Here is a 20,737-nt window from a genome sequence, read left to right as displayed (position 1 = left end):
GACCAGCTTACGACTTGCCCATCTGAAGGAAGATGCAACTTGGCTCGAACCCGGCAACCAAGGCGGCCCACCCTGCGCCGCATGCTGTTCGCACTGGTGCTGGCATGCACATTGCCAGCGACCCTCGGCTTCGGCCTGCTGATCCAGCACTTCTATACCCGCGAGCGGGTCCAGGTTGAGCGTGACTCCCTGTTCGTGGTGCGCTCGATGATGCAGGCGGTCGACCGCGACCTCGATCTCGGCATCGTCGCGGCGCGGGCCCTGGCCATGTCGGCGGAGCTGGACCAGGGCGACCTGGCCGGTTTCCATCGCAAGGCCGTCGGCATCGTCAATGCCGGTTTTCCCGGCTCGAATATCGTCCTCAGCACGCGCGACTCGGTCCAGTTGCTCAACACCCTGCGTCCCTTCGGCCAACCGATACCCGACCCCGGCAGCCGCGAACGCATCCAGCGCGTGTTCGAAACGGGACAGGTGGTGGTGTCGGACCTGTTTATCGGCGGCGTGACCCATAAACCACTGGTTGCCGTCCACCTGCCTGTGATTCGGGCCGGCCAGGTCGTGTATTGCCTCTCGGTCGGCTACCAGCCGGAACATCTGGGGCGGGTGCTCAGCTCGGAAAGCCTGCCAAAAGACCGTGTCATCGCCATCCTGGACCGTAAAGGCGTGATCATCGCCCGCACCCATGACGCGCAGCGCTTTGTCGGCAAGCCCGGTTCGGCGACCCTGGTCAAGCGGCTGGCCGAGGCCGACGAGGACGTATTCGAATCGACCACCCTGGAAGGCATTCCGGTATACACGACTTTCACGCGCTCCAGCCGCACCGGCTGGGCCGTCGCGGTCGGCGTGCCGCGCGCTACCATCCTGCAAGAGCTGCTGGCATCGGTCACCTGGCTTACCTGGATCGTGCTGCTGTTGTTGCTGGCGGGCTTCGGCCTGGCCTGGTTCATCAGCGGCAAAATCCGCCAGCTCGAAGGCTTGATCCACGAACGCACCGACCAGCTCGAGGACGCCAACCTGCGCATCAGCACCGTGGTCGACAGCGTTGGCGAAGGCATCGTCACCATCAATGAAGAAGGCCAGATCGAGACCTTCAACCGCGCGGCCAGCCAGATTTTCGGCTACTCCGCAGAAGAGGTCATCGGCGCCGGCATCCAGGTGCTGATGCCGGAATCCATGCGCGCCGCGCACCAGCAGGGCATGCAGCGCTTCCTGTCGGGCGGGCCGCCGCACGTGATCGGCAGGGGCGCGGTCGAATTGCCGGCCCTGCGCAAGGATGGCAGCCAGTTCACTGTCGAACTGACCATCAGCGCCATCATCGATGAAGGCAACTACCGCTTTGTCGGCGTGCTGCGCGACGTGACCGAGTTGAAGAAGTCGCAGGCTGCCTTGCGCGAGGCGGTCAAGGAAGCGCAGGCAGCCAACGCGGCCAAGAGCTCCTTCCTGGCCAATATGAGCCACGAATTGCGCACCCCGATGAACGCCGTGCTGGGCATGGCGCACCTGATGACCACCACCCCGCTGTCGCTGGAGCAGCGGCGCTACCTGACCATGCTGCGTACCTCGGGCCAGTCCTTGCTGGCACTGTTGAACGACATCCTCGACTTTTCCAAGATCGAAGCGGGCAAGATCCAGCTCAACGCCATCCGTTTCGAGCTCGATCCGGTACTGCACTCCGTATCGACCATCATGAGCGTGAATGCGGGCGAGAAGGAACTGGAACTGGCCATCGGTGTCGAGCCGGATGTTCCGCGCCAATTGGTGGGCGACCCGCTGCGCCTGCAGCAGATACTGGTCAACCTGACCAGTAACGCCATCAAGTTCACGGCACGCGGTGAAGTCAGTCTCAAGGTCGAATGCGCGCAGTGCACCGAAGAGCGCAGCGTCATGCGCTTCATCGTGCGCGACACCGGCATCGGCATTTCGCTGGAACAGAAGGTCAACCTGTTTGCGCCCTTTGCCCAGGCCGACGAATCCGTTACCCGCAAATATGGCGGCACCGGACTTGGCCTGGTGATCTGCCAGCGCCTGGTGGAACTGCAAGGCGGCAGCATTGCGCTCGAAAGCCGCCCCGGTGAGGGCAGCACGTTTACCGTCACCCTGCCATTCGGCACCGTGCCGCCAGCACAGCAGCAAGCCCCAACCGGTGCCGGCTCGCGGCCGTTGCGCGTGCTGGTGGTCGACGACCATTTCACCAGCCGCGTCTACCTTTCCAAGACGCTGCAAGCCTGGGGCTGGAGCGTCGACGTGGCTTCCTCGGGCGAGGAAGCGGAAAAATTGCTGGCCCTTGCCCGCCTGCGCGCCCTGCCCTATGACGTAATCCTCGCCGACTGGAGCATGCCTGCCGATGACCAGCGCTATATCGACTCGCTGCGCCACGCGGAAGCGGCGGCGGCCCCCGTGATACTCATGGTGAGCGCTTATGAACGCAGCAAGATGCTGGAAGAAGACGCTGACCGCAAAGGACTGGTCACCAAGCCGATCACCGCCTCCACGCTGTTCGATACGGTGCATGAAATGCTGGACCAGGCCGAGACCCTTGAGGTGCACGCCGACGCGCCGCCCGCCCCGCGCATCAGCGGCCGCCTGCTGCTGGTGGAAGACAACGCCATGAACCAGCTGGTTGCCGTCGGCATCCTGGAACGCGCCGGCGCGACCATTGAAGTCGCCCACAACGGCGAAGAGGCCGTGCGCATGTTGCGCGCCGCGCCCGACGCCTACCGCATGGTCCTGATGGACGTGCAGATGCCGGTCATGGATGGCTATACGGCGACCCGCATCATCCGCCAGGATCTGGGACTGAAGCTGCCTATCGTGGCGATGACGGCCGGCGTGATGGAGTCCGAACGCGCCGACTGCCTGGCGGCCGGGATGGACGATTTCATTCCCAAGCCGCTCGACATCGACGAGATGATGCAGACGCTGGAACGCTACCTGCCGCCTTAAACCCGCAGCATGCCGCGGAAGCCGCGCGCTGCGTAATACGAATCGGCGCCGTTGTGGTACAGGAAAACGTGGCCATAACGCCGATCGCAAAACAAGGCGCCGCCCTGCTGGCGGATAGCGTCCGGCGTCTGCACCCAGCTCGAAGTCTTGCGGTCGAATTCACCCAGCGTTTGCAAATGACGGTATTCGGCTTCGGTGAGCAGCATGATGCCCATCGCTTGCGCCACTTCCAGCGCGCTGCCGGATGGTTTGTTTTCCTTGCGGGCATCGAGTGCGGCCCGGTCGAAACACAGGCTGCGCCGGCCCGCCGGGCTTTCCGGCGAACAATCGCAGAACACGACTTCGCCTGTTGAGGGATCGACGCCGACAACATCCGGTTCGCCGCCGGTATGCTCCATTTCAGCCAGCACCTGCAACTTGCCATCGTTGAGCCGTGCGCGCACAGTTTCCCACGCCAGCCCGGCATGGCGCCGCATATTCTTGCTGAACCGTTCTTCCAGGATAGCAATCAACTTGGTATCTCCTTGTCCAATCGCCTGCGTGGCCGAAGACTCGATACTAAAGCCATCCACCTGCCTGGCACAACACGCTTGTCATATCGATCCGGCATGGACCCGACGAGTTTCGTCATACCTGCGATGCGGCGGCTTGCTCTAGCATTGCTGCCATTTACCAGATCGAAAGCGCTAAATGAAGAAATTCGGCTTGCTGTTTGCCTTGTTTGTTGCGCACGCATTCTCCGCCCATGCCGGGGAATTCGCCAAAGGCGCCGACATCGGCTGGCTGCAGCAGATGGAGTCGACCGGCTACAAGTTTTACGACGACCAGGGAAAGCAGGAAGACGCGCTGCAAATCCTCAAGGATCACGGCATCAACACTGTACGCCTGCGCACCTGGGTCAACCCTTCGGACGACAGGACCAATGGCCACAACAGCAAGGAAGAAACGGTCGCCATGGCGGTGCGCGCCCAGCGCATGGGCATGCGGGTCATGATCAACTTCCACTACAGCGATAGTTGGGCCGACCCGTCGAAGCAGCAAAAGCCGGCCGCGTGGGTGGGCCACGGCTTCCCTCGCCTGCTGGAAGACGTCTACGGCCATACCTTTGATGTGATGAGCGCCCTCAAGGCCGCCGGCGTCACGCCGGAGTGGGTCCAGGTAGGGAATGAAACCCCGGGCGGCATGATTTATCCGGAAGGCAGCACCAAAAACTGGCCGCAACTGGCGCAGCTGATCAACCAGGGTCATGACGCCGTCAAGGCCGTCAGTCCGACCTCAAAAGTGGTCCTGCACCTTGACCGTGGCAATGACAGCAAACGTTTCAGGACCTGGTTCGACAACGCCAAGGCCAACGGAGCGCGCTACGACGTGATCGGCCTGTCGTACTACCCCTACTGGCTGCCCGGCAAACCGGATTACAAAAAATCGATTGGCGACCTTGGCCGCAATATGAACGACATGGCCTCGCGCTATGGCAAGGAAGTCATGGTGGTGGAAGTGGGCGGCGAAGACAAGCGCGCGCAAAACACTTACGACATGCTGGTTGCCGTGCAGCGCAAAGTCAAAGCGGTGCCCGGCCGGAAAGGCCTGGGCGTCATCTACTGGGAGCCCCTGGGTGCGCGCAGCTGGAGCCAATACCCGCTGAGCGCGTGGGGCGAAGACGGAAGGCCGACCAAGGCGATGCAAGCCTTCCTCGCTGAATAGGTCAAAACGCCTTCTTGCCCGGCATCAGGTCGTGCGGATGACGCCAGCCGGGAAGATCGCTGATGCGCCCCTTCCAGGCCGCGATGTTGGGGAACTCGCTCATGTCGATGCCGGTTTCCTCCGGCATGTAGACATAGCCAACCAGCGACAGGTCCGCGATGGTCAGGCGGTCGCCGACCAGGAATCTGTTTTCCGCCAGATGCTTATCGACGATCCGGTAAGCACCCACCGCACGCTCGCGCAGGAACTGGGTCACGGGCGTGTCGCCAACCTTCTGCAAGCCGACCATGAAGCGCAAGGTGGCGTAATAACTGGTGAACTTGTGATTGTCGAACAGGATCCAGCGCCAGATGTCGCGCTTCTCATCGTCGTTGCGGGCGCCGAATTGGCCGGTCACCTCGGCCAGGTAGTCGAGGATCACGCCGGACTGGCTGATCTTCAGGCCTTTGTGCTCCAGCACCGGGATTTCCCCCATCTCGTTCAGGTTATCGCGCCAGCTTTCAGTGCGCGTCTCGCCACCGAAATAGTCCACCACCACAGGTTCCCAGTCCGCCTTGGCCAGCGCCAGGAAAAGGGCAACCTTGTACGAGTTGCCCGAAGCAGCAAAGCAGTGCAGTTTGAATTCCGCCATCATGGTCCTTTTGAGTTGGAGTAATCAGGCGGACAATAGTAAAACAGTTTGCCGGCGGCTGCAGGCGCCCTACTTTACCAGGACTTTATCGGTACGGCGCAGCCATGCTTCGTGCAGGACGTTCCAGGTCACGCCGCCATCCGTGGTGGCATCCCACACATGGTGCACGCCGCCAGGAATTGGCTTCCATACCGTGCGATGGAATTCCCGCTCGCCCTTGTCGTTGATGAAGTAACCAGTCATCAGCATACGGTCGCCCTGCCAGCCGCCATCGATCGGCGCGAAATTGCCGCGCGCGCTGGCCCAGACATGGCGCCACAGTTTGTGCTTGCGGTCATACATGCTGAGGCTTGTACCTGCACCGTTTTCCGCGCCATTCCCGCGCCACCACTCCTGCAATACGCAACCCTGCTCAATTTTCTCGATCAGCGTATGACCAAGCAGCTTGCCATCACGGTCGAAGGCTTCCCAGTTGCCGACCCAGAAATCGAACTGTTTGTATTCAGGCGCGCTGCAAGCCGCATTTTCAGCGCCGTGCGCAGAGGCGGCGACCAACATGGCAAGTGCTATCAGGAGCTTGCGAATCATTTTTCATTCCTTGGAAGAGTGGTTGAATGGCTCCATTCTGGCCACCGGCGCCACCGGGCGACAGGCATGGAATGAACAACGTGCTTTCAAAAATGAACAACGCGTAGAATGCGGCGATGAACAAATTCCTGACCAGCCGACTCGCCTGGAACGATTACCAGGTGATTCTTGCCGTGGCCCGCCACGGTTCCCTGTCCAAAGCCGCCGAAGCCTTGGGCTCCAGCCATCCAACCCTGTTCCGCCGAATTCGCGATATCGAGGCCAGCCTCGGAGCCACCTTGTTTGAGCGCAGCCGGCAGGGATACCAGCCAACTGCGGCCGCGACGGAGCTGTTGGCCGTCGCGGAAGAATTCGACCTGCGCCTGCGCGACCTGGAGCGTGATGCCGATCTGGGTGTCGCCGGCCGCCTGACCCTGGCCACGACCGAAGTGCTGATGCCGCGCATCGTGCCGCCACTGCTGGCGCGCTGCCGGCGCGAACTGCCCGACATCACAGTCAACCTGCAAATCGGCGAAAGCCTGGCAAACGTACGCCAGCGCGAAGCAGATATCGCCCTGCGCTCCGGAGGGGAACCGGATGGAGAGTTGATCGGCCGCGTAATCTGCAATATCGAGTTGGCCATTTACGTCCCGGTGGGCTGGCCCAACGTCTCCGAAGAGAACCTGCACCAGCAGGCCTGGGTCACGGTCGATGAATCGCTGGGACACCTGGCGTCATCGAAATGGCTTGAAGCGGAAGGCCTGATGCGGCGCGCGGTGGCGCGCTGCTCCAGCACCCTGGCGGTATGCCGGCTGCTTGAAGAAGGACTAGGCGTCGGCATCCTGCCTTGCCACCTGGGCGATGCCAACCCGCGCCTGCGGCGCGTATCGCCGCTGCTGACGGACTTCCGTTCGCAGCTTTGGCTGCTCACGCCACGCCAGCTGCGCGGCATTCCGAAGGTATCTGCGACAGTCGAATGCCTGACCGCCGGCCTGCGCGAAATGAAAGACCTGTTTGAAGGCCGAGGCGCCTAGTTCAGGTAACTGCTGCGCGCCTTGCGCTCCTTGCGGTACAGCCAAGGCTCGAGCGGATCGCGTTCCGCCCATAAACCGACCCGGGAATTGCGCGCCGCGGCCTCGACCGCCGGCAGCGACGGGTCGTGGTTGTACTGGGGGTAGACCCAGGCCATTCCTTTGCGGACTTGCGCCACGTTGGCGTTAACGTTGCCGCAACGGACAACAGCTACGGTGCGCCCATAGCGGTCCTGTTTTCCCGAGTCGAGCGTCGCATCGCGGCCAAAGCAAAGGTCCGACAGCGACTGCTTGGAGCGCGCGCCGAAAGGCTGCTTCTTTTCCGGCGCATCGATATTCGCAAGGCGGACCTTGACGGGGTGTCCTTTGCTCAGCACAGTCAGCGTATCGCCATCGGAAACGCCGATGACCGGGTCTGCGTATGATTGGTTGCAAATCAGTGCAAAGATCAGTGCAAGCTTCTTAATTTCCTACTCCACTTGTTTGGATGGCCGCAATTGTATCGTCACAGCGCGACTTCCGCAGCAAGCTTGAAGGTGCGCTGACCACTGCCCGTCACCTCGCGCAGGGCATCGTGGCGTCCATCCTCGAATAGTTGTGTATTGCGCGTGTCAGGCTTCAGCGCATTGCTTGCAATGGCGCGCAAGGTCAGGCCAGGCCGCAAAGGCCAGGTGGCCTGCAGGTCCAGGCGGCGTTCTGTGCTTTGCCCGCGCCATTGCGAGACCGATACATGCGTCTGGCCGCCCTTCTGCAAATTCCAGTTGAAGCCTGCCGTCGCTCCAGCGCTAAAGCGGAAATCAAGGCCCGCGTTGATCGTCAGCGGCACTTGCTCGCCAAGGCGGTTGCCTGGCGCCGGCACCGAATCGACATGCGACCAATTGCGCGTCACTCCCAAACGCGCCATAGAACCCGCGCCGAATGCCAAACGCGCGTCGAGTTCCAGGCCCTGGGTAACGGCGCCGCCGATGTTGCTTGGTGTCGCCACCCATTTCCCCTTATCCTCGAAGAGGAGCGACTGGATAACGTTGGCAATGCGCCGGTGATAGGCAGCCACACTGAACATGCTGTCCTTGCTGAAATAGCTTTCGTACGCGGCATCGATTCCCCACGCCAGTTCCGGACGCAGGGCCGGGTTGCCCTGCACGTCGGGATTGGCCGGGCCGTTGCCATTGTTGACGGTGAAGCGGCGCGGCACCAGGTCACGCGTATTGGGCGCCTTGTAGCTGCGGGCAAGGCCGAGCCGCAGCTGGTCGCGCGAACCGGGCAAGCGCCACAGCAGGTGGGCCACCGGGCTCCAGACGCTGGACGTGCTGCTGACGTCCGCCAAATCACGTCCATTGGTCAAGGTGCGCAAGCCTTCCCAGCGCAGGCCGAGATATGCGTCGAACCCGGGTGATACCGTCCATTCATCTTGCGCATACATGGCGAATCGCCGCACGCGTGCGGTGTAGCGCTGGTCAAGCTCGCCAAGCGGTGCCCCCGCCGCACTGGCATCCTCTTGCCGCCGCCATTCGGCACGCCGAACTACCGAGCCATCCCATCCTGCTGCCAGCGCGTGCACGCCGCTGCCGCCAAAACGCAGCTTGCCACTGCTGCTGGCGCCATCGTCCGCCGCGCTTGAGGTGACGTGACGCAGCCAGAGCGCATCGCCCGCCGCGCTATTTCCATTGAAAATATAGTCGCCATCGCGCCGGTTATGCGCCAACCCGGCTTTCCAGTCGATGCGGTTTGCGTCGCCAAAGCGATGGCTCGCCTCAATGTCGCTGCGGGCAATGTCCGTGCGGGCATCTGCGCTGTATGCATTCAGGGGAAAATCGCTCGAATCACCGAACAAGGCAATTTCCCGGGCTGTTCCACGGTTGCGATTGCGGGAATGATCCAGCAGGCCTTGCCAGGCCATCTTGGTTTCGCTGTCGAATTTCCAGGTCAGGCGCGGGGCCAGTCCTATACGCTCGCTGGCCGAGAAATTCTGTTCCGCAGTGAGTCGCCTGGCCGACGATGTGCTGTCGAAGATGCTGCTTTCGGACGCACTCTTCCCGCGCGCGGCCTGTATCGTCACGTTGCCGGAATAATCGTCACCGGGGCGAGACAGGTCGAACGACGCTTCCGGTGACCAGCCGGAGCCAGAGTCCTTGCCGGCCAGCGTGGCCAGCGACCTGGCACGCCCGGCGCTTCGGCGCAGAACGAGATTGATGCTGCCGGCGATACCCTGGGTACTGCTGTCGGCACTGGCGCTGCGCAGGATTTCGATGCGCTCGATAAGTTCCGGCGCCAGGCTGTCCGGCGAAAATCCCGGCGGTGCCGGTTCTCCATTCAGCAGGAATTGCGTGCGCCCGCCGCCAAGCCCCCGCAACTGAACTTGCGCCCCGTTTACCGTCACCCCGGGCTGGCGCCGCAGGGTATCGGCCAGGGTGGAATCGCCGTAACGTAAAAGCTCGTCGCGTGACACGACAACCCGGCCGGCACTATCGTCGCGGCGTTGTTGCAGGGTGCTGGCCGCCTTGACCTCGACACGCACCACATCGTCTGCGGCACTGGCGCAAAGCGGAACTAAAAACATGGAAAGCAGGATTCGCATCGTAATTACCCGGTTGTGAAAGAACGATGCGCATTGTTGGCGAGAGTTCCGGAGAAACGATACGGATTGTGACGAACACCGGGCCCACCGGGACGAGCGCCCAAATGCGGCTGATATACTGCCGCGCCATGGACCGACTACTTTCAATGCCGCCCTGGCTGCGCGCTTTGCTGGCCAACTTCGCGCTGTGGACGCTAGTCTGCGCGCTGGCCGGCATCACCACCTACGGCGACCGTATCGACAGCGGCGACACGCGCAGCTACTGGCAAATGACAGCCGGGTGGTGGTTCGGCTACTCCCTGATGATGGCGCAAAGCTATCTGTTGTACATGCTCTACCGGCGCCATCCTGGTTGGCTCGCCAGCATGCGGCGTGTCGGCCTGGGCTACCTCGCCTATCTCGCACTGTGCTGGCCGACAGCGATGCTTGGACTGGCATTCCGCCGTTGCTTTAAATTCGACATTCCACCGACCCTTGGCAACGCCTGGAATTATGTGCTGACCATGGACAAACTCGAATGGTTTGTCGAATACGTATTGTTGACGATGGCCTTTGGGGTCGTAGTGGCGATCCACCTTTGGCGCCAACGGCGGCGGCAAGACCAGCAACTGGCCCAGGCCCTGCTGTCGCTTGAGCGCCAGCGGCTCGCCGCGCTGCGTGGCCAGCTCGAACCGCACTTCATTTTCAACACGCTGAGCGCGATCGGCGCCCTGGTGCGCATGGACGACAAGACACTCGCGCTGGAGGGACTGTCCCGCCTCGGCGACCTGCTGGAATATGCCTTGGCAAGCAGCGAAAACGACTGGGTGGAAGCTTCCAAGGAACTGGAGTTCGTCCAGAATTACCTGGACTTGCAGCGCCTGCGTTTTGGCGAACGCCTGCAGGTAAGCATTGAAGGCGCACACTTGCTGGAGAACGGCATCGATTGCCCGCCGATGCTGCTGCAGCCACTGGTCGAGAACGCCTTGCGCCACGATCTTGAATGCCGTGAAGGCGCCAGCGATATCGAAGTGGCATTCATGCGGCACGGTGACCATCTCAAAGTGCGGGTCTCGAACCCGGTCAGTTCGCTGGCGGCTCCATCCGCGGGCCTGGGAATCGGCTTGCGCGGCATTCGCGCGCGCCTTCAGCTGGCCTACGGTGACGCCGCCATGCTGGTGACCAGGCATTCCGGCAACCGCTTCCTGGCGGAGCTGTCGCTGCCCTGGAGGTCTCGCCAATGAGAGCACTCATCGTAGACGACGAGGCCCACGCCCGCACCAACCTTCGGTTTGCCCTGCACGCTTTGGGCTGGCAGGTCGCCGCGGAATGCGCCAGTGCGGCGGCCGCGCGCTCCTTCCTGGAATCGGGCAGCGCAGACATCGTGCTGCTCGACGTGCAGATGCCGGTGGAGTCAGGCCTGGATTTTGCGCTTGAAGTAAGCCGCCTTGAATCTCCGCCCTTGATCGTATTTGTAACGGCCCACCGTGGCCACGCCCTGGAGGCATTTGACGTCCACGCGCTCGATTACATCGTCAAGCCGGTGGACGAACGCAGGCTGCGGCAAGCACTCGATCGCGCCGGCAAACTGGTTGACCAGCGCGCCGCATATACACGGGCCCTGCGCGGTTTCGTCGACCCAACGCCAGGCTACTGGACCGAACTGGCGGTACGCTCAGTCGGCAGGATAGACCGCGTCAACCTGGCGGACGTGCTATGGATTGAGTCTGCGGGCAATTACGTCGAGCTGCACCTGTCGCAGCGCACCTTCCTGCACCGCAGCACCCTGTCGGAGCTGGAACGCTACCTGGACCCGGCACAATTCCTCCGCATCCACCGCCGCATCCTTGTGCGCAGCAGCCAGTTGCAGGCCATGCGCCAGCTCCAGGAAGGAAGCCACGAATTGACGCTGGCCGGCGGTGCGCAGCTGCCGGTCAGCGAGCGTTATGCCGCATCGGTGAAGGCGCGCCTCGCGCGGCCTACTCTACCCAGCTAAAGCCATCGCGCGCCAGCAGCGCGAACGATTCGGACGGCCCCCAGGTACCGGCAGCGTAAGGATTCGGCTTTTCGGCCAGGGCGCTCCAGCCGTTGATAATCGGATCGGCCCATTCCCAGGCCGCTTCCAGCTCGTCGCGGCGCATGAAGTGGGTCAGGCGGCCGCGCACCACGTCGATCAGCAGGCGCTCGTAGGCTTCGGCCCGGCGCTGCGAGAACGCGGACTGCAGGTCCAGGTTCAGCGCCACCTGCTGCATCTGCATGCCACTGCCAGGCTGCTTTGCCATGAGCTGAAGCTTGATCGCCTCTTCCGGCTGCAGCTCGATCACCAGCCGGTTGGCCACCCCGCCCGGCGTCTCCGGGAACAATGGGAACGGTGGATTTGCGAACTCAATCACGATCTTGGACGAGCGGCGCGCCATGCGCTTGCCGGTACGCAGGTAGAACGGCACCTTGGACCAGCGCCAAGTGTCGATGTAGGCGCGCATTGCCACAAAGGTCTCGGTGCCGCTGCCCTCAGGCACATTGCGCTCTTCCAGGTAGCCGGGCACTTCCTGGTTGCCGCTCACGCCGCGCACGTATTGGCCGCGCACGGTGTCGCGCGCGATAGAGGCCAGGCTGAAACGGCGCAGCGAGCGCAGGACCTTGAGTTTCTCGTCACGCACCGCATCCGGCGCCAACGAGGCCGGCGGCTCCATCGCGACGATGCACAGCAGCTGCAGCAAGTGGTTCTGCACCATGTCGCGCATGGCGCCGGCACTGTCGTAGAAGCCGGCGCGGCTGCCCACGCCCACTTCTTCGGCGACCGTGATCTGCACACTGGTGATGTTCGGCGCGCGCCACAGGGGTTCCAGGATCGAGTTACCGAAGCGCAGCACCATCAGGTTTTGCACGGTTTCCTTACCGAGGTAGTGGTCGATGCGGTAAATCTGCGATTCCTCGAAATGCTTGCCGACTGCCTCGTTAATCTCAACTGCGGACGCAAGGTCGCGCCCCAGCGGCTTTTCGAGCACCACGCGCGCGTTCCGGTCGACCAGGCCCGCTTCGGACAATTTGTCGCAGATGGTGGTGAACAGCGACGGCGCGGTAGCCAGGTAGAACACCCGTTCCGCGCCTTGGCGCGAGACTTTTGCCAGCGGCGCCATGCCGTCCTTTTCCACGTCGATCCGCACGAACTCGAGCAGCTGCAGGAAACTGCGCCAGGCCTCGTCCGTGAAATTTTCACCGCTGACGAAGGGGCGTGAATGCTCCTCGACGAAGGCCAGGTACGCCGCGCGGTCATACTCCTGGCGGCCCGTGGAAATGATGCGGGTCCCTGGCGGCAGGTTGCCGTGCAGGTGCGCCATATACAGCGCCGGCAGCAGCTTGCGCATCGCGAGGTCACCCACCCCGCCAAAAATGATCATGTCGAGTGGCAGGCTTGAATCGAATTGAGTAGTAGAGGTCATATCAAGGTTCAATTGCGTTTGCGGTAGCGGGTCGGTATGACAATAATACCCAAAGTCTCGCCAGACGGCAGAGTGACATTAACGGAGGAAGCTTGCCTGGAAGTTTACGATCGGCTATTTGGGGCGCCTGGCTCCTGACGACTTGCCCCGCCTGGGCCGGGGGAGTCCTTTGCGAGCCGCCCTACTATCGCCCTGCAGACGGTGGTCCATACCGCGAGCTGTGCGAAGCCCAGGCGGCTGCCAGAAGGTTTCTGGATCGGCACAACCTCGAAAACAGGACTGACTGGGAACCCATCGGGCCAGATCAACGAATAGTGGTGCCCGCTTGCCTGACTCCGCTGCGTGCCACCTGGACGGTGCACGAAAACGAAAAGAGCGTGCTCGTCACATGTATCCGCAGCGCGGCGCCCGAAATCAAACGCAAGTGGACGCTTCATGTGCATGTATTTGGAAAAAGCCTGCAGCAAAATTACTTCATCCGGGAGGCGGCCAAGCAGTTCATTCAACGAGAGAATGTGAGACTCAAATCGAACCGGATAGTGTGGAATCCGTCGGATCCGCCAATGGTTCCAAAATGCGAAGTGCCACTCGCCGTCCGCTGGCATACGAAAAATGTGAAGAACGACGTTGATGTCATCTGCCGCAAAGCAGTCAATACGGCGTGGGGCAAGGCAGACTGGCGAGTAACAATACCCGTCATTTAGCGGGCAGGCGGAAAAAACGGCCGCGTTTCCACCGCCGTTGTTCGTCGGCAGTTTGGGCCTCCGACCGCACTTGGCACCTGACCGACAGTATGAACAGTCCGAACGACATCGCAGCAAGAACGACCAACGGCATGAGCATCGACTGGACGCCGGCATAGTCCAACGCTATGGCAAACACCAGTGGTCCACTGGCCTTGGCAAGCAGTGCCGGCGCCGCCAGCGCACCGGAAATTGCACCGTACTGTTTGCGGCCGAACATCGAGGCAGGTAGCGTCCCGCGGAGGATGGTCAGCACGCCGTTACTTAGTCCGTACAGGATGCAGAACAATCCGGCCGCGTAGGCGTGGCGACCGCACAGCGCGAACACCAGCAGCGCTACGGGCAGCGCCGCGAAGGTGTATGCGCCAATCAGCGCTGGCGGGCGGCGTGCGCCCAAGGTGCGCTCCGCGAGCCGTCCGGCGACCTGCATCGGCCCGATCAACGCGGCCAGCGATAACGCCAAGCCCATGCCGTGCCCCAACCCGTGCACGACACGAATCAGGTGCACCGACAACGCGGAGAAGATAAAGGCATTGAACGCGAATGCCGCCGCGAGCAGCCAGAACTGCGGTTGGCGCATGGCTTGCGGCAGCGTGACGCCGCCGTGCTGCTGCCCCGCCACGCTGTGCCGGTTGCGCCCATCCAAAGCCCAGTGAAGCGGCGCGCACAAAACCAATTGCACACCGGCGTAGGCCATGAGCGTTGCACGCCAGCCCAGTTGCGCGGCCAAGGCTTCGGTAAGCGGCCAAAAGACGGTGCTGGCCAGGCCGCCGACCAGGGTCACGGTCGAAATCGACTTCGCGGCGTCGCCGGTGATGGACTTGTTCAACGTGGCGAATGCCGCTTCATACAGGGTCAGCGACATGGCTGCCCCGAGAATCGTCCACGCCAACAGGTAGCCGCCGAACGATGCGGCCGTGGCCATGGTACACAATCCCACCGATGCCAGGATGGAGCCCAGCACCATGATCCCGCGCCCACCATGGCGGTCGATCGCGATGCCGACCGGCGTCGCGGCCAGTCCGGCGACCAGCACGCTCAAGGAGAACGCGCCAAATGTCTGGCTGGCGGTGAGCGCCAGGTCGGACTGTATCCGGCTCGCCAGCACGCCGAACGCGTAGTACAGCATGCCCCACAAGACAAGCTGCGTGATGGCGAGGATGGCGACGGGTTTGCGATCATGCATGCGCACCATCCTCACGCTGCCGCACGGCAGCAACCCGGCAGGAACATCGACCACACCTGCTGTTCGAACGTCGAGCGCGCGGGATAGCGGGTCGGCAGGTACAGACCGACCTGCGCGGGATCGTTGCCGGCCGGGCGATAGTGGAAGGTGCGGAATACCATATCCCACACCACCAGCGCGCGGCCGAAGTTGCGGTCCCCCTCTTTCACATCGTTCGCATGGTGCCAGCGGTGTACTTCATTGGTACTGAACACGTAATTCAGCCAGCCGCTGCGCAGTGGCAGGTTGGCGTGCTGCAGCATCAGCACCGGGTAGGTCAGCGCAAGGTAGCCAAGGATGATGTCCGTTGGCACACCCATTAACAGCAGCGGAGCGAACCCCAGCACGTAGTTGATCGCATAGTTCAACGGGTGAATGCGGAAGTTGTTCAGCCAGTACATCCGTTCGCTGCCATGGTGCAGCGCGTGCAGCCACCACAATGCCGGCACGTGGTGGTGCAGGCGGTGCGACCAATAGCTTGTGAACTCCGCGAGCAGCGCGGCCAGCAGGACTTGCGCGAAGAACGGCCACTCGACCGGGAAAAGCGCGGCGCCCGCCGCTTGCACGCCAGTGCCGGCCAAGCCCAGCACGGCCACCGGCAGCCCCCACTTCAGCAGCGGGTCGAGCACCGCGAACAGTAGTGCCGCGCTGGTGATGTCGGTGCGCAGGTCGCCCTGCCCTTCACGCCAGTCGTGTCGGTACGGCATTTGCCGCTCTGCGATGCCGGCGGCGATCAACAGCAGGATATTCGGCAGCACAACCGCGAGCTCAAGGTTCGCTCCGACTGCCCTGGCCAGCATGAACGAGACCAGGCTGAGCGCAAGGCCGGCCTGGAGCAAGTAGCGTTCGACAATTGTCTTGAACATGGCGTCTCCCGGATCACGCGCAGCAGGCGCTTGCTTTGGGTTGCGGGCTGCATGCGGCCAGCGTCGCGCAGCCGGGGCGTCCCTGCGACTTCTCGCCTTCGTCGAGCGCGCAGCATGCGGCGTTGGCATCAGCGGCGGGGCCGCCGCAGCATCCGGTTGGCGCGGCGGCCTGCGGTTCGTAGGCGAAACGCGTGTTACAGACGCCGGTTTCCGGCAGGTCCAACTGCACATCGTCGGCGGCGACAAGGTCGCCCGCCAGTCGCGCCACCACGGAGCGCACTTGCTCGTAGCCGGTCGCCATCAGGAAGTTCGGCGCGCGGCCGTAACTCTTGGCGCCCACCGCGTAGTAGCCCGCTTCCGGGTGCTCCAGCTCACGGTGTCCGTGTGGGCGCACACTGCCGCAGCTATGCTCGTTAGGATCGATCAGGGGCGCCAGCGCGTCGGTGCTTTCCAGCCATGGGTCGTGCCGGACTCGCATTTCGCGGGTCAGGTTCAGGTCGGGGCGCGCTCCGGTCGCGGCGACGATGCGGTCGATGCCGCCGATGACCGCCTGGTTCCCGCTCGGGGCTTCGCCAAGCACATTGATGGCGCCAGTCACCTCCATTAACGTGGTCATGTGGAAGTTGGTGTGCAGCTCCAGCTTTCCGGAATCGCGCAGCGCCTTGAGGCGCAAGCCAAGTTGGCCCCGCGCCGGCAGGCCGTCGGCTTCGCCCCCGCCAAAGACACGCGCCAGTTGGTCGCCGCGCGTTGCCCACACGATCGACGTACCAGGCACCGTTTCAGCGATGTCGGCCAGCGCCAGCAAGGTACCGGCGGCCGAATGGCCTGCGCCAACGACCAGCGTGCGCTTGCCGGCGTAGCTTGCACGCTCGGCCCCTGCCACATCAGGCATGCCGTAAGCGATTTTTCCGGCAAAGCCAAGTTCGCCCAAGGCAGGCAGGCCGTTTGCGCCCAATGGATTCGGATTCGACCATGTTCCGGTCGCGTCGATCACCGCTTGCGCATGGTAGTCGCGCTCACCTTCCGGCCCAGCCACCCGGACAACAAACGGCGCCTGTTCCCTGCCCCGGCTTTTCACCTTATCGAAACCCTGTCGCGCCACCTGGATGACCTTGTGCCCCAATTTCAATGCCGACGCCATCTCTGGCAGTTTGGCCAGCGGGGCAAGGTATGTCTCCAGCAGTTCGCCAGCGGTAGGCAATCCATCCTGTGCCGGCGCGAGCCAGCCACTGCGCTCCAGCAGCTTGCGCGCCGCCTTGTCGATGTTGTACTGCCATGGCGAGAACAGGCGCACATGGCGATAGGTTTCCAGGTTGGCGCCAACTGCAGTGCCCTGCTCGAATACCAGCGGCATGAACCCGCGTTCAATCAGGTGCGCGGCGGCGGCAAGGCCGATGGGACCCGCACCCAGGACGGCAACGGGCAGGTTCAACTTTGTGATGGCAATGCTTTGCATAATCCTCTCCTTTGTCATTCGTCGAATAACGAATTAATAGATTCAAAAAAATGCCCTCAAAGGGCATTGATGAGCTGCTTGAGCTGCCCGATCCGCTCGGGGTTGATGCAATAGCACACCCTTTGTGCATCGGACGACCCCAATATCAGGCCCGCGTCTTTGAGAATCGTCACGTGCTGCGAGATGGTCGATGGCGACAACGGCAAGATATCGGCCAAGTTACCGAAGTAGCAGGCGCCATAGGCGGCCAGGTAGCACAGTAGCTGCACTCGGGCTGGATGGGCTAAGGCCTTGCAGAGTTGGGCGACCTCCTCCGCGTTCACTTCCGGGAGCTTCCCATCCCCTTTCTCACCGCAACAGCTGCTCATGCATGCCTCATTCGTTCATCGACGAATGAAGAATAGTTCCGATGTCATCAGGCTGTCAAGATAATTCGATATTCTTTGAAATGTCAAAGCAATGCGGCGACTTGCGGTATCATTTCGATCATCAATCAATATCGAATCAGACAAAATCGAATCGAACAGGCACATGGAAACCAAGGACATCATCGCGGCACTCGCCGCGCTGGCGCAAGAATCCCGCCTCAGCACTTTCCGTTTGCTGGTGCAGACCGGCCCGCAAGGGCTCGCGGCCAGCAAGATCGCTGAACATTTGGACGTGGCGCCATCCTCCCTCTCGTTCCACCTGAAGGAGTTGTCCCACGCCGGCCTGGTCACTTCCCGCCAGGAAGGACGCTTCGTCATTTATAGCGCCAACTTCGACACGATAAATGGCGTCCTGGCCTACCTGACCGACAACTGCTGCGGCGGCGCCAGTTGCGCCCCGGCCACGGCGACCAGTTGCCAGCCAGGCCAGACGACGACCTGATTAACAACGATTTCAACTTTCATCTATAGAACCCAGCAACATGAACGTACTGATTCTCTGCACCGGCAACTCCTGCCGCTCCATCTTGGGCGAAGCGACTTTCAACCACCTTGCACCGGAAGGCTGGCATGCCGTCAGTGCCGGCAGCAAACCGGCCGGCTATGTCCACCCGCGCTCCCTGGCGCTGCTGCAACGCCAGGGTATTTCCACCGAGGGCTACCACAGCAAATCGTGGGACAAGCTCCCTGTCACTCCTGACATCGTCATCACCGTCTGCGGCAGCGCCGCCGGCGAGGAGTGCCCGGCCTACCTGGGGCCGGTCATGCGCGCGCACTGGGGGGTGGAAGATCCTGCCTACGCGACCGGTACCGACGAAGAGATCGACGCCGCCTTCATGCATGCCTACCGCACCCTGCGCGCGCGCATTGAGGCCTTCTTCGCCCTGCCGCTGGAAGCACTAAAGAAAGATCCAGTCCAGATGAAGACGGAACTGGATCGCATTGGCACGCTGCAAGCCTAAGCGCAGGAAACGTCCATGACCGAGATCGATAAGCTGGACACGCAGGCCGTGAAGCGCATGAGCCGCGCGCGACGCCTGGTTGCCGAGGGCCTGGGCACTACCATGCTGCTGGCGGTGGTAGTGGGATCAGGCATCATGGCTGAACGCCTGGCGGGCGGCAATGTCGCCATCGCGCTGCTGGCCAACACCATCGCCACCGGCGCCGGTCTGGTTGCGCTGATCCTGATGTTTGGCACAATCTCCGGCGCCCACTTCAATCCCGTTGTCACGCTGTCGGAAGCGTGGCAAAAGAACGTTGCCGCCGGCGACGTAGTGCCGTACGTGGTGGTCCAGGTCGTAGGCGCCTTCGCAGGCGTGGCCGCCGCGCACGCGATGTTCGGCGAACCGGTGTTTCAGGCTTCGGAGCACGTGCGCAGCGGCGCTTCGCAATGGTGGAGCGAATGCGTGGCGACCTTCGGCCTGATCGGCGTCATCATCGGTTGCTCGCGCAGCCGCCCGGGCATCACGCCATTCGCCGTCGCAGCCTACATCACGTCGGCCTACTGGTTCACGGCGTCGACTTCGTTCGCCAACCCGGCCGTCACCTTGGCGCGCGCCGCCACCAATACCTTTGCCGGCATCCGTCCTTCGGATACGCCAGGGTTCATCCTGGCGCAGTTGGCAGGCGCCACCGCCGCGACCGCGCTCTTCACTTGGCTCTACCCTGCACCGCCTGCGGACGCAACTGTCGGTGGCACCGTGGCGCCGAGCGATTTCGCCAACCAAATGGAATCTTGAACTATATGTCCATACCTGATTTACCGAATCTCAAAGGCGAGCTGCTGGACATCCCCAGCGTTGACAAACTGGCGCCGGTGGGCGACCTGTCCCACCCGCCGCGCATCCTGATGCTGTATGGATCGTTGCGGGAACGCTCCTTCAGCCGCTTTCTTACCGAGGAGGCGGCCCGCATCCTGACCCACCTCGGCGCCGAGGTGAAGGTTTTTGATCCGATGCAGCTGCCGATGGTGGGCAGCGTCCCGGAAGAGCACCCGAAGGTCCAGGAGCTACGCGCATTGTGCCTTTGGTCGGAAGGCCAGGTCTGGTGCAGCCCCGAACGCCATGGGGCCATCACGGCTGTCATGAAGAATCAGATCGACTGGATCCCGCTCGAACAAGGCGCCGTTCGCCCCAGCCAAGGACGCACGTTGGCGGTCATGCAGGTATGCGGTGGCTCGCAGTCATTCAACGTCGTCAACACGCTGCGTCTGTTGGGGCGCTGGATGCGCATGTTCACCATCCCCAACCAGTCATCGGTGCCGATGGCGTACAAGGAGTTCGACGAAGCCGGCCGCATGCGCCCTTCGGCCTATTACGACCGCGTAGTCGACGTGATGGAGGAGCTGTTCAAAATGACGCTGCTGCTGCGCGGGCGCACCGATTACCTGACTGACCGCTACAGTGAACGCAATGAGCGCGCCAGGAAGGCCATTGACCGCCAGATCGAGAAGCTCTGAAAGAGCCCCACCGATCCCGGTAGCCCAGCGCCTCATTGCCAGCATTCGAACGCAGTGCGTTGAAAGGTGGACAGGCAGTAGAAATCAGACGAAGAAAAAGAAAAAGCCCTTGATCAACAAGGGCTTTTTCAGTGTTTTGGCGGAGAGGGTGGGATTCGAACCCACGGTACGATTTAACGTACGCCTGATTTCGAGTCAGGTACATTCGACCACTCTGCCACCTCTCCAGGTGTTGCACTTAACGGTGGTCGCCGTTGAGAGCCAAGATTATAGCAGCCCCTTAAAAAAAAGGAAGGGCTATTTTCAACTTTATGCTACGAGCTTGGTCAGGCCGCCCATATAAGGCTGCAGCGCGGCTGGAATGTCCACCGAACCGTCGGCCTGCTGGTAGTTTTCCAGCACGGCGACCAGGGTGCGGCCCACTGCCAGGCCGGAGCCGTTCAGTGTGTGCAGCAGTTCAGGCTTGCCCGCAGCATTGCGGAAACGTGCCTGCATGCGGCGGGCCTGGAAGGCTTCGCAGTTCGACAGCGAAGAAATCTCGCGGTAGGTGTTCTGTGCCGGCAGCCATACTTCCAGGTCGTAGGTCTTGGCGGCGCCAAAGCCCATGTCGCCGGTGCACAGCTGCATGACGCGGTATGGCAAGCCCAGTGCCTGCAGGATGGTTTCGGCGTGGCCGACCATTTCT

At 62.3% G+C, this 20,737-nt stretch carries 21 protein-coding genes and 1 tRNA gene; 10 read left to right on the top strand and 12 right to left on the bottom strand.

Annotated features, from left to right (window positions below):
- Positions 1-39 precede the first annotated feature (39 nt).
- The gene (locus ACQ4MM_RS10770) at positions 40-2,943 is read left to right on the top strand and encodes a response regulator (protein WP_431477367.1); all 2,904 of its coding nucleotides are present in this window, start codon (positions 40-42) and stop codon (positions 2,941-2,943) included.
- Here the strand turns inward: ACQ4MM_RS10770 and ACQ4MM_RS10765 are convergent.
- Positions 2,940-3,455 (bottom strand): DUF4256 domain-containing protein, encoded by a 516-nt coding sequence (locus ACQ4MM_RS10765; protein WP_431477366.1) that lies wholly within the window; start codon positions 3,453-3,455, stop codon positions 2,940-2,942. The genes ACQ4MM_RS10770 and ACQ4MM_RS10765 overlap by 4 nt on opposite strands.
- Positions 3,456-3,633: 178 nt before the next feature.
- On the opposite strand from ACQ4MM_RS10765, the gene ACQ4MM_RS10760 reads away from it, so the two are divergent.
- Positions 3,634-4,647, top strand: a complete 1,014-nt coding sequence (locus ACQ4MM_RS10760) for a glycoside hydrolase family 53 protein (protein WP_431477365.1) — start codon at positions 3,634-3,636, stop codon at positions 4,645-4,647.
- A gap of 1 nt (position 4,648) precedes the next feature.
- Here ACQ4MM_RS10760 and ACQ4MM_RS10755 read toward each other — a convergent pair whose 3' ends face one another.
- Both ACQ4MM_RS10755 and ACQ4MM_RS10750 read right to left on the bottom strand, forming a co-directional pair.
- On the bottom strand, positions 4,649-5,281 hold the full coding sequence (locus tag ACQ4MM_RS10755) for a glutathione S-transferase family protein (RefSeq protein WP_431477364.1): 633 nt from the start codon (positions 5,279-5,281) through the stop codon (positions 4,649-4,651).
- 66 nt (positions 5,282-5,347) lie between these two features.
- Positions 5,348-5,866, bottom strand: a complete 519-nt coding sequence (locus tag ACQ4MM_RS10750; RefSeq protein ID WP_431477363.1) for a hypothetical protein — start codon at positions 5,864-5,866, stop codon at positions 5,348-5,350.
- Between the two features lie 116 nt (positions 5,867-5,982).
- Between ACQ4MM_RS10750 and ACQ4MM_RS10745 the strand changes: the two genes are divergently transcribed.
- Positions 5,983-6,879: a LysR family transcriptional regulator gene (locus ACQ4MM_RS10745; RefSeq protein ID WP_431477362.1), complete on the top strand. Its 897-nt coding sequence runs from the start codon at positions 5,983-5,985 to the stop codon at positions 6,877-6,879.
- On the opposite strand, the gene ACQ4MM_RS10740 is transcribed toward ACQ4MM_RS10745, so the two are convergent.
- Positions 6,876-7,253: a thermonuclease family protein gene (locus tag ACQ4MM_RS10740; RefSeq protein ID WP_431477361.1), complete on the bottom strand. Its 378-nt coding sequence runs from the start codon at positions 7,251-7,253 to the stop codon at positions 6,876-6,878. The two genes, ACQ4MM_RS10745 and ACQ4MM_RS10740, sit on opposite strands and share 4 nt — an antisense overlap.
- 128 nt (positions 7,254-7,381) lie before the next feature.
- Complete coding sequence (locus tag ACQ4MM_RS10735; protein WP_431477360.1) at positions 7,382-9,454, bottom strand: TonB-dependent receptor plug domain-containing protein; 2,073 nt, start codon at positions 9,452-9,454, stop codon at positions 7,382-7,384.
- 104 nt (positions 9,455-9,558) lie between these two features.
- Here ACQ4MM_RS10735 and ACQ4MM_RS10730 point away from each other — a divergent pair, with 104 nt between their 5' ends.
- On the top strand, positions 9,559-10,677 hold the full coding sequence (locus ACQ4MM_RS10730; RefSeq protein WP_431477359.1) for a sensor histidine kinase: 1,119 nt from the start codon (positions 9,559-9,561) through the stop codon (positions 10,675-10,677).
- Entirely contained in the window at positions 10,674-11,429 is a 756-nt protein-coding gene (locus tag ACQ4MM_RS10725) for a LytR/AlgR family response regulator transcription factor (RefSeq protein ID WP_431477358.1), read from the top strand. Before ACQ4MM_RS10730 ends, ACQ4MM_RS10725 begins: the two co-directional genes overlap by 4 nt.
- Here the strand turns inward: ACQ4MM_RS10725 and zwf are convergent.
- The gene (zwf, locus tag ACQ4MM_RS10720) at positions 11,413-12,876 is read right to left on the bottom strand and encodes a glucose-6-phosphate dehydrogenase (protein WP_431477357.1); all 1,464 of its coding nucleotides are present in this window, start codon (positions 12,874-12,876) and stop codon (positions 11,413-11,415) included. The two genes, ACQ4MM_RS10725 and zwf, sit on opposite strands and share 17 nt — an antisense overlap.
- Positions 12,877-13,193: 317 nt before the next feature.
- Between zwf and ACQ4MM_RS10715 the strand changes: the two genes are divergently transcribed.
- Positions 13,194-13,580, top strand: coding sequence for a hypothetical protein (locus ACQ4MM_RS10715; RefSeq protein ID WP_431477356.1), 387 nt, complete (start codon positions 13,194-13,196; stop codon positions 13,578-13,580).
- Here the strand turns inward: ACQ4MM_RS10715 and ACQ4MM_RS10710 are convergent.
- From ACQ4MM_RS10710 to ACQ4MM_RS10695, 4 genes are read right to left on the bottom strand one after another with little or no spacing between them, the layout of a single operon-like run.
- Positions 13,573-14,805, bottom strand: a complete 1,233-nt coding sequence (locus tag ACQ4MM_RS10710) for an MFS transporter (protein ID WP_431477355.1) — start codon at positions 14,803-14,805, stop codon at positions 13,573-13,575. The two genes, ACQ4MM_RS10715 and ACQ4MM_RS10710, sit on opposite strands and share 8 nt — an antisense overlap.
- Positions 14,806-14,816: 11 nt before the next feature.
- Entirely contained in the window at positions 14,817-15,710 is an 894-nt protein-coding gene (locus ACQ4MM_RS10705; RefSeq protein ID WP_431477354.1) for a sterol desaturase family protein, read from the bottom strand.
- A gap of 13 nt (positions 15,711-15,723) precedes the next feature.
- Positions 15,724-17,166 carry an NAD(P)-binding domain-containing protein gene (locus ACQ4MM_RS10700; RefSeq protein WP_431477353.1) on the bottom strand — a complete coding sequence of 481 codons (1,443 nt, stop codon included), beginning with the start codon at positions 17,164-17,166 and terminating at the stop codon, positions 15,724-15,726.
- 56 nt (positions 17,167-17,222) lie between these two features.
- A complete protein-coding gene (locus ACQ4MM_RS10695) occupies positions 17,223-17,534 on the bottom strand; it encodes an ArsR/SmtB family transcription factor (protein WP_431477352.1) in 312 nt (103 codons plus the stop codon).
- Positions 17,535-17,697: 163 nt separating this feature from the next.
- On the opposite strand from ACQ4MM_RS10695, the gene ACQ4MM_RS10690 reads away from it, so the two are divergent.
- The 4 genes from ACQ4MM_RS10690 to arsH are packed head-to-tail and all read left to right on the top strand — an operon-like array spanning position 17,698 to position 20,052.
- Positions 17,698-18,036 carry an ArsR/SmtB family transcription factor gene (locus ACQ4MM_RS10690; RefSeq protein WP_431477351.1) on the top strand — a complete coding sequence of 113 codons (339 nt, stop codon included), beginning with the start codon at positions 17,698-17,700 and terminating at the stop codon, positions 18,034-18,036.
- A gap of 40 nt (positions 18,037-18,076) precedes the next feature.
- Positions 18,077-18,556: an arsenate reductase ArsC gene (locus ACQ4MM_RS10685; protein WP_431477350.1), complete on the top strand. Its 480-nt coding sequence runs from the start codon at positions 18,077-18,079 to the stop codon at positions 18,554-18,556.
- A 15-nt stretch (positions 18,557-18,571) separates the two neighbouring features.
- A complete protein-coding gene (locus ACQ4MM_RS10680; RefSeq protein WP_431477349.1) occupies positions 18,572-19,333 on the top strand; it encodes an aquaporin in 762 nt (253 codons plus the stop codon).
- Between the two features lie 5 nt (positions 19,334-19,338).
- Positions 19,339-20,052 carry an arsenical resistance protein ArsH gene (gene arsH / locus ACQ4MM_RS10675; RefSeq protein ID WP_431477348.1) on the top strand — a complete coding sequence of 238 codons (714 nt, stop codon included), beginning with the start codon at positions 19,339-19,341 and terminating at the stop codon, positions 20,050-20,052.
- A 137-nt stretch (positions 20,053-20,189) separates the two neighbouring features.
- Here the strand turns inward: arsH and ACQ4MM_RS10670 are convergent.
- Together ACQ4MM_RS10670 and ACQ4MM_RS10665 are read right to left on the bottom strand one after the other, a co-directional pair.
- Positions 20,190-20,279 (bottom strand) — tRNA-Ser (locus tag ACQ4MM_RS10670).
- Between the two features lie 82 nt (positions 20,280-20,361).
- Positions 20,362-20,737: aminoacyl--tRNA ligase-related protein (locus tag ACQ4MM_RS10665; protein ID WP_431477347.1), on the bottom strand; the 376-nt coding region annotated here is incomplete at its 5' end.

This window comes from Massilia eburnea, assembly GCF_050709955.1.
Lineage (GTDB): Bacteria > Pseudomonadota > Gammaproteobacteria > Burkholderiales > Burkholderiaceae_D > Rugamonas > Rugamonas eburnea_A.
Note: the sequence above shows the minus strand (reverse complement) of the source record. Positions and strands in the feature narration are given on the sequence as shown.

Bases quoted from the DNA above. Each gene is read 5' to 3' on its own strand.
- ACQ4MM_RS10760 (WP_431477365.1), top strand. From the start codon at position 3,634: ATGAAGAAATTCGGCTTGCTGTTTGCCTTGTTTGTTGCGCACGCATTC.
- ACQ4MM_RS10755 (WP_431477364.1), bottom strand. From the start codon at position 5,281: ATGATGGCGGAATTCAAACTGCACTGCTTTGCTGCTTCGGGCAACTCG.
- ACQ4MM_RS10750 (WP_431477363.1), bottom strand. From the start codon at position 5,866: ATGATTCGCAAGCTCCTGATAGCACTTGCCATGTTGGTCGCCGCCTCT.
- ACQ4MM_RS10745 (WP_431477362.1), top strand. From the start codon at position 5,983: ATGAACAAATTCCTGACCAGCCGACTCGCCTGGAACGATTACCAGGTG.
- ACQ4MM_RS10735 (WP_431477360.1), bottom strand. From the start codon at position 9,454: ATGCGAATCCTGCTTTCCATGTTTTTAGTTCCGCTTTGCGCCAGTGCC.
- ACQ4MM_RS10730 (WP_431477359.1), top strand. From the start codon at position 9,559: ATGCGGCTGATATACTGCCGCGCCATGGACCGACTACTTTCAATGCCG.
- ACQ4MM_RS10725 (WP_431477358.1), top strand. From the start codon at position 10,674: ATGAGAGCACTCATCGTAGACGACGAGGCCCACGCCCGCACCAACCTT.
- zwf (WP_431477357.1), bottom strand. From the start codon at position 12,876: ATGACCTCTACTACTCAATTCGATTCAAGCCTGCCACTCGACATGATC.
- ACQ4MM_RS10710 (WP_431477355.1), bottom strand. From the start codon at position 14,805: ATGCATGATCGCAAACCCGTCGCCATCCTCGCCATCACGCAGCTTGTC.
- ACQ4MM_RS10705 (WP_431477354.1), bottom strand. From the start codon at position 15,710: ATGTTCAAGACAATTGTCGAACGCTACTTGCTCCAGGCCGGCCTTGCG.
- ACQ4MM_RS10700 (WP_431477353.1), bottom strand. From the start codon at position 17,166: ATGCAAAGCATTGCCATCACAAAGTTGAACCTGCCCGTTGCCGTCCTG.
- ACQ4MM_RS10695 (WP_431477352.1), bottom strand. From the start codon at position 17,534: ATGAGCAGCTGTTGCGGTGAGAAAGGGGATGGGAAGCTCCCGGAAGTG.
- ACQ4MM_RS10690 (WP_431477351.1), top strand. From the start codon at position 17,698: ATGGAAACCAAGGACATCATCGCGGCACTCGCCGCGCTGGCGCAAGAA.
- ACQ4MM_RS10685 (WP_431477350.1), top strand. From the start codon at position 18,077: ATGAACGTACTGATTCTCTGCACCGGCAACTCCTGCCGCTCCATCTTG.
- ACQ4MM_RS10680 (WP_431477349.1), top strand. From the start codon at position 18,572: ATGACCGAGATCGATAAGCTGGACACGCAGGCCGTGAAGCGCATGAGC.
- arsH (WP_431477348.1), top strand. From the start codon at position 19,339: ATGTCCATACCTGATTTACCGAATCTCAAAGGCGAGCTGCTGGACATC.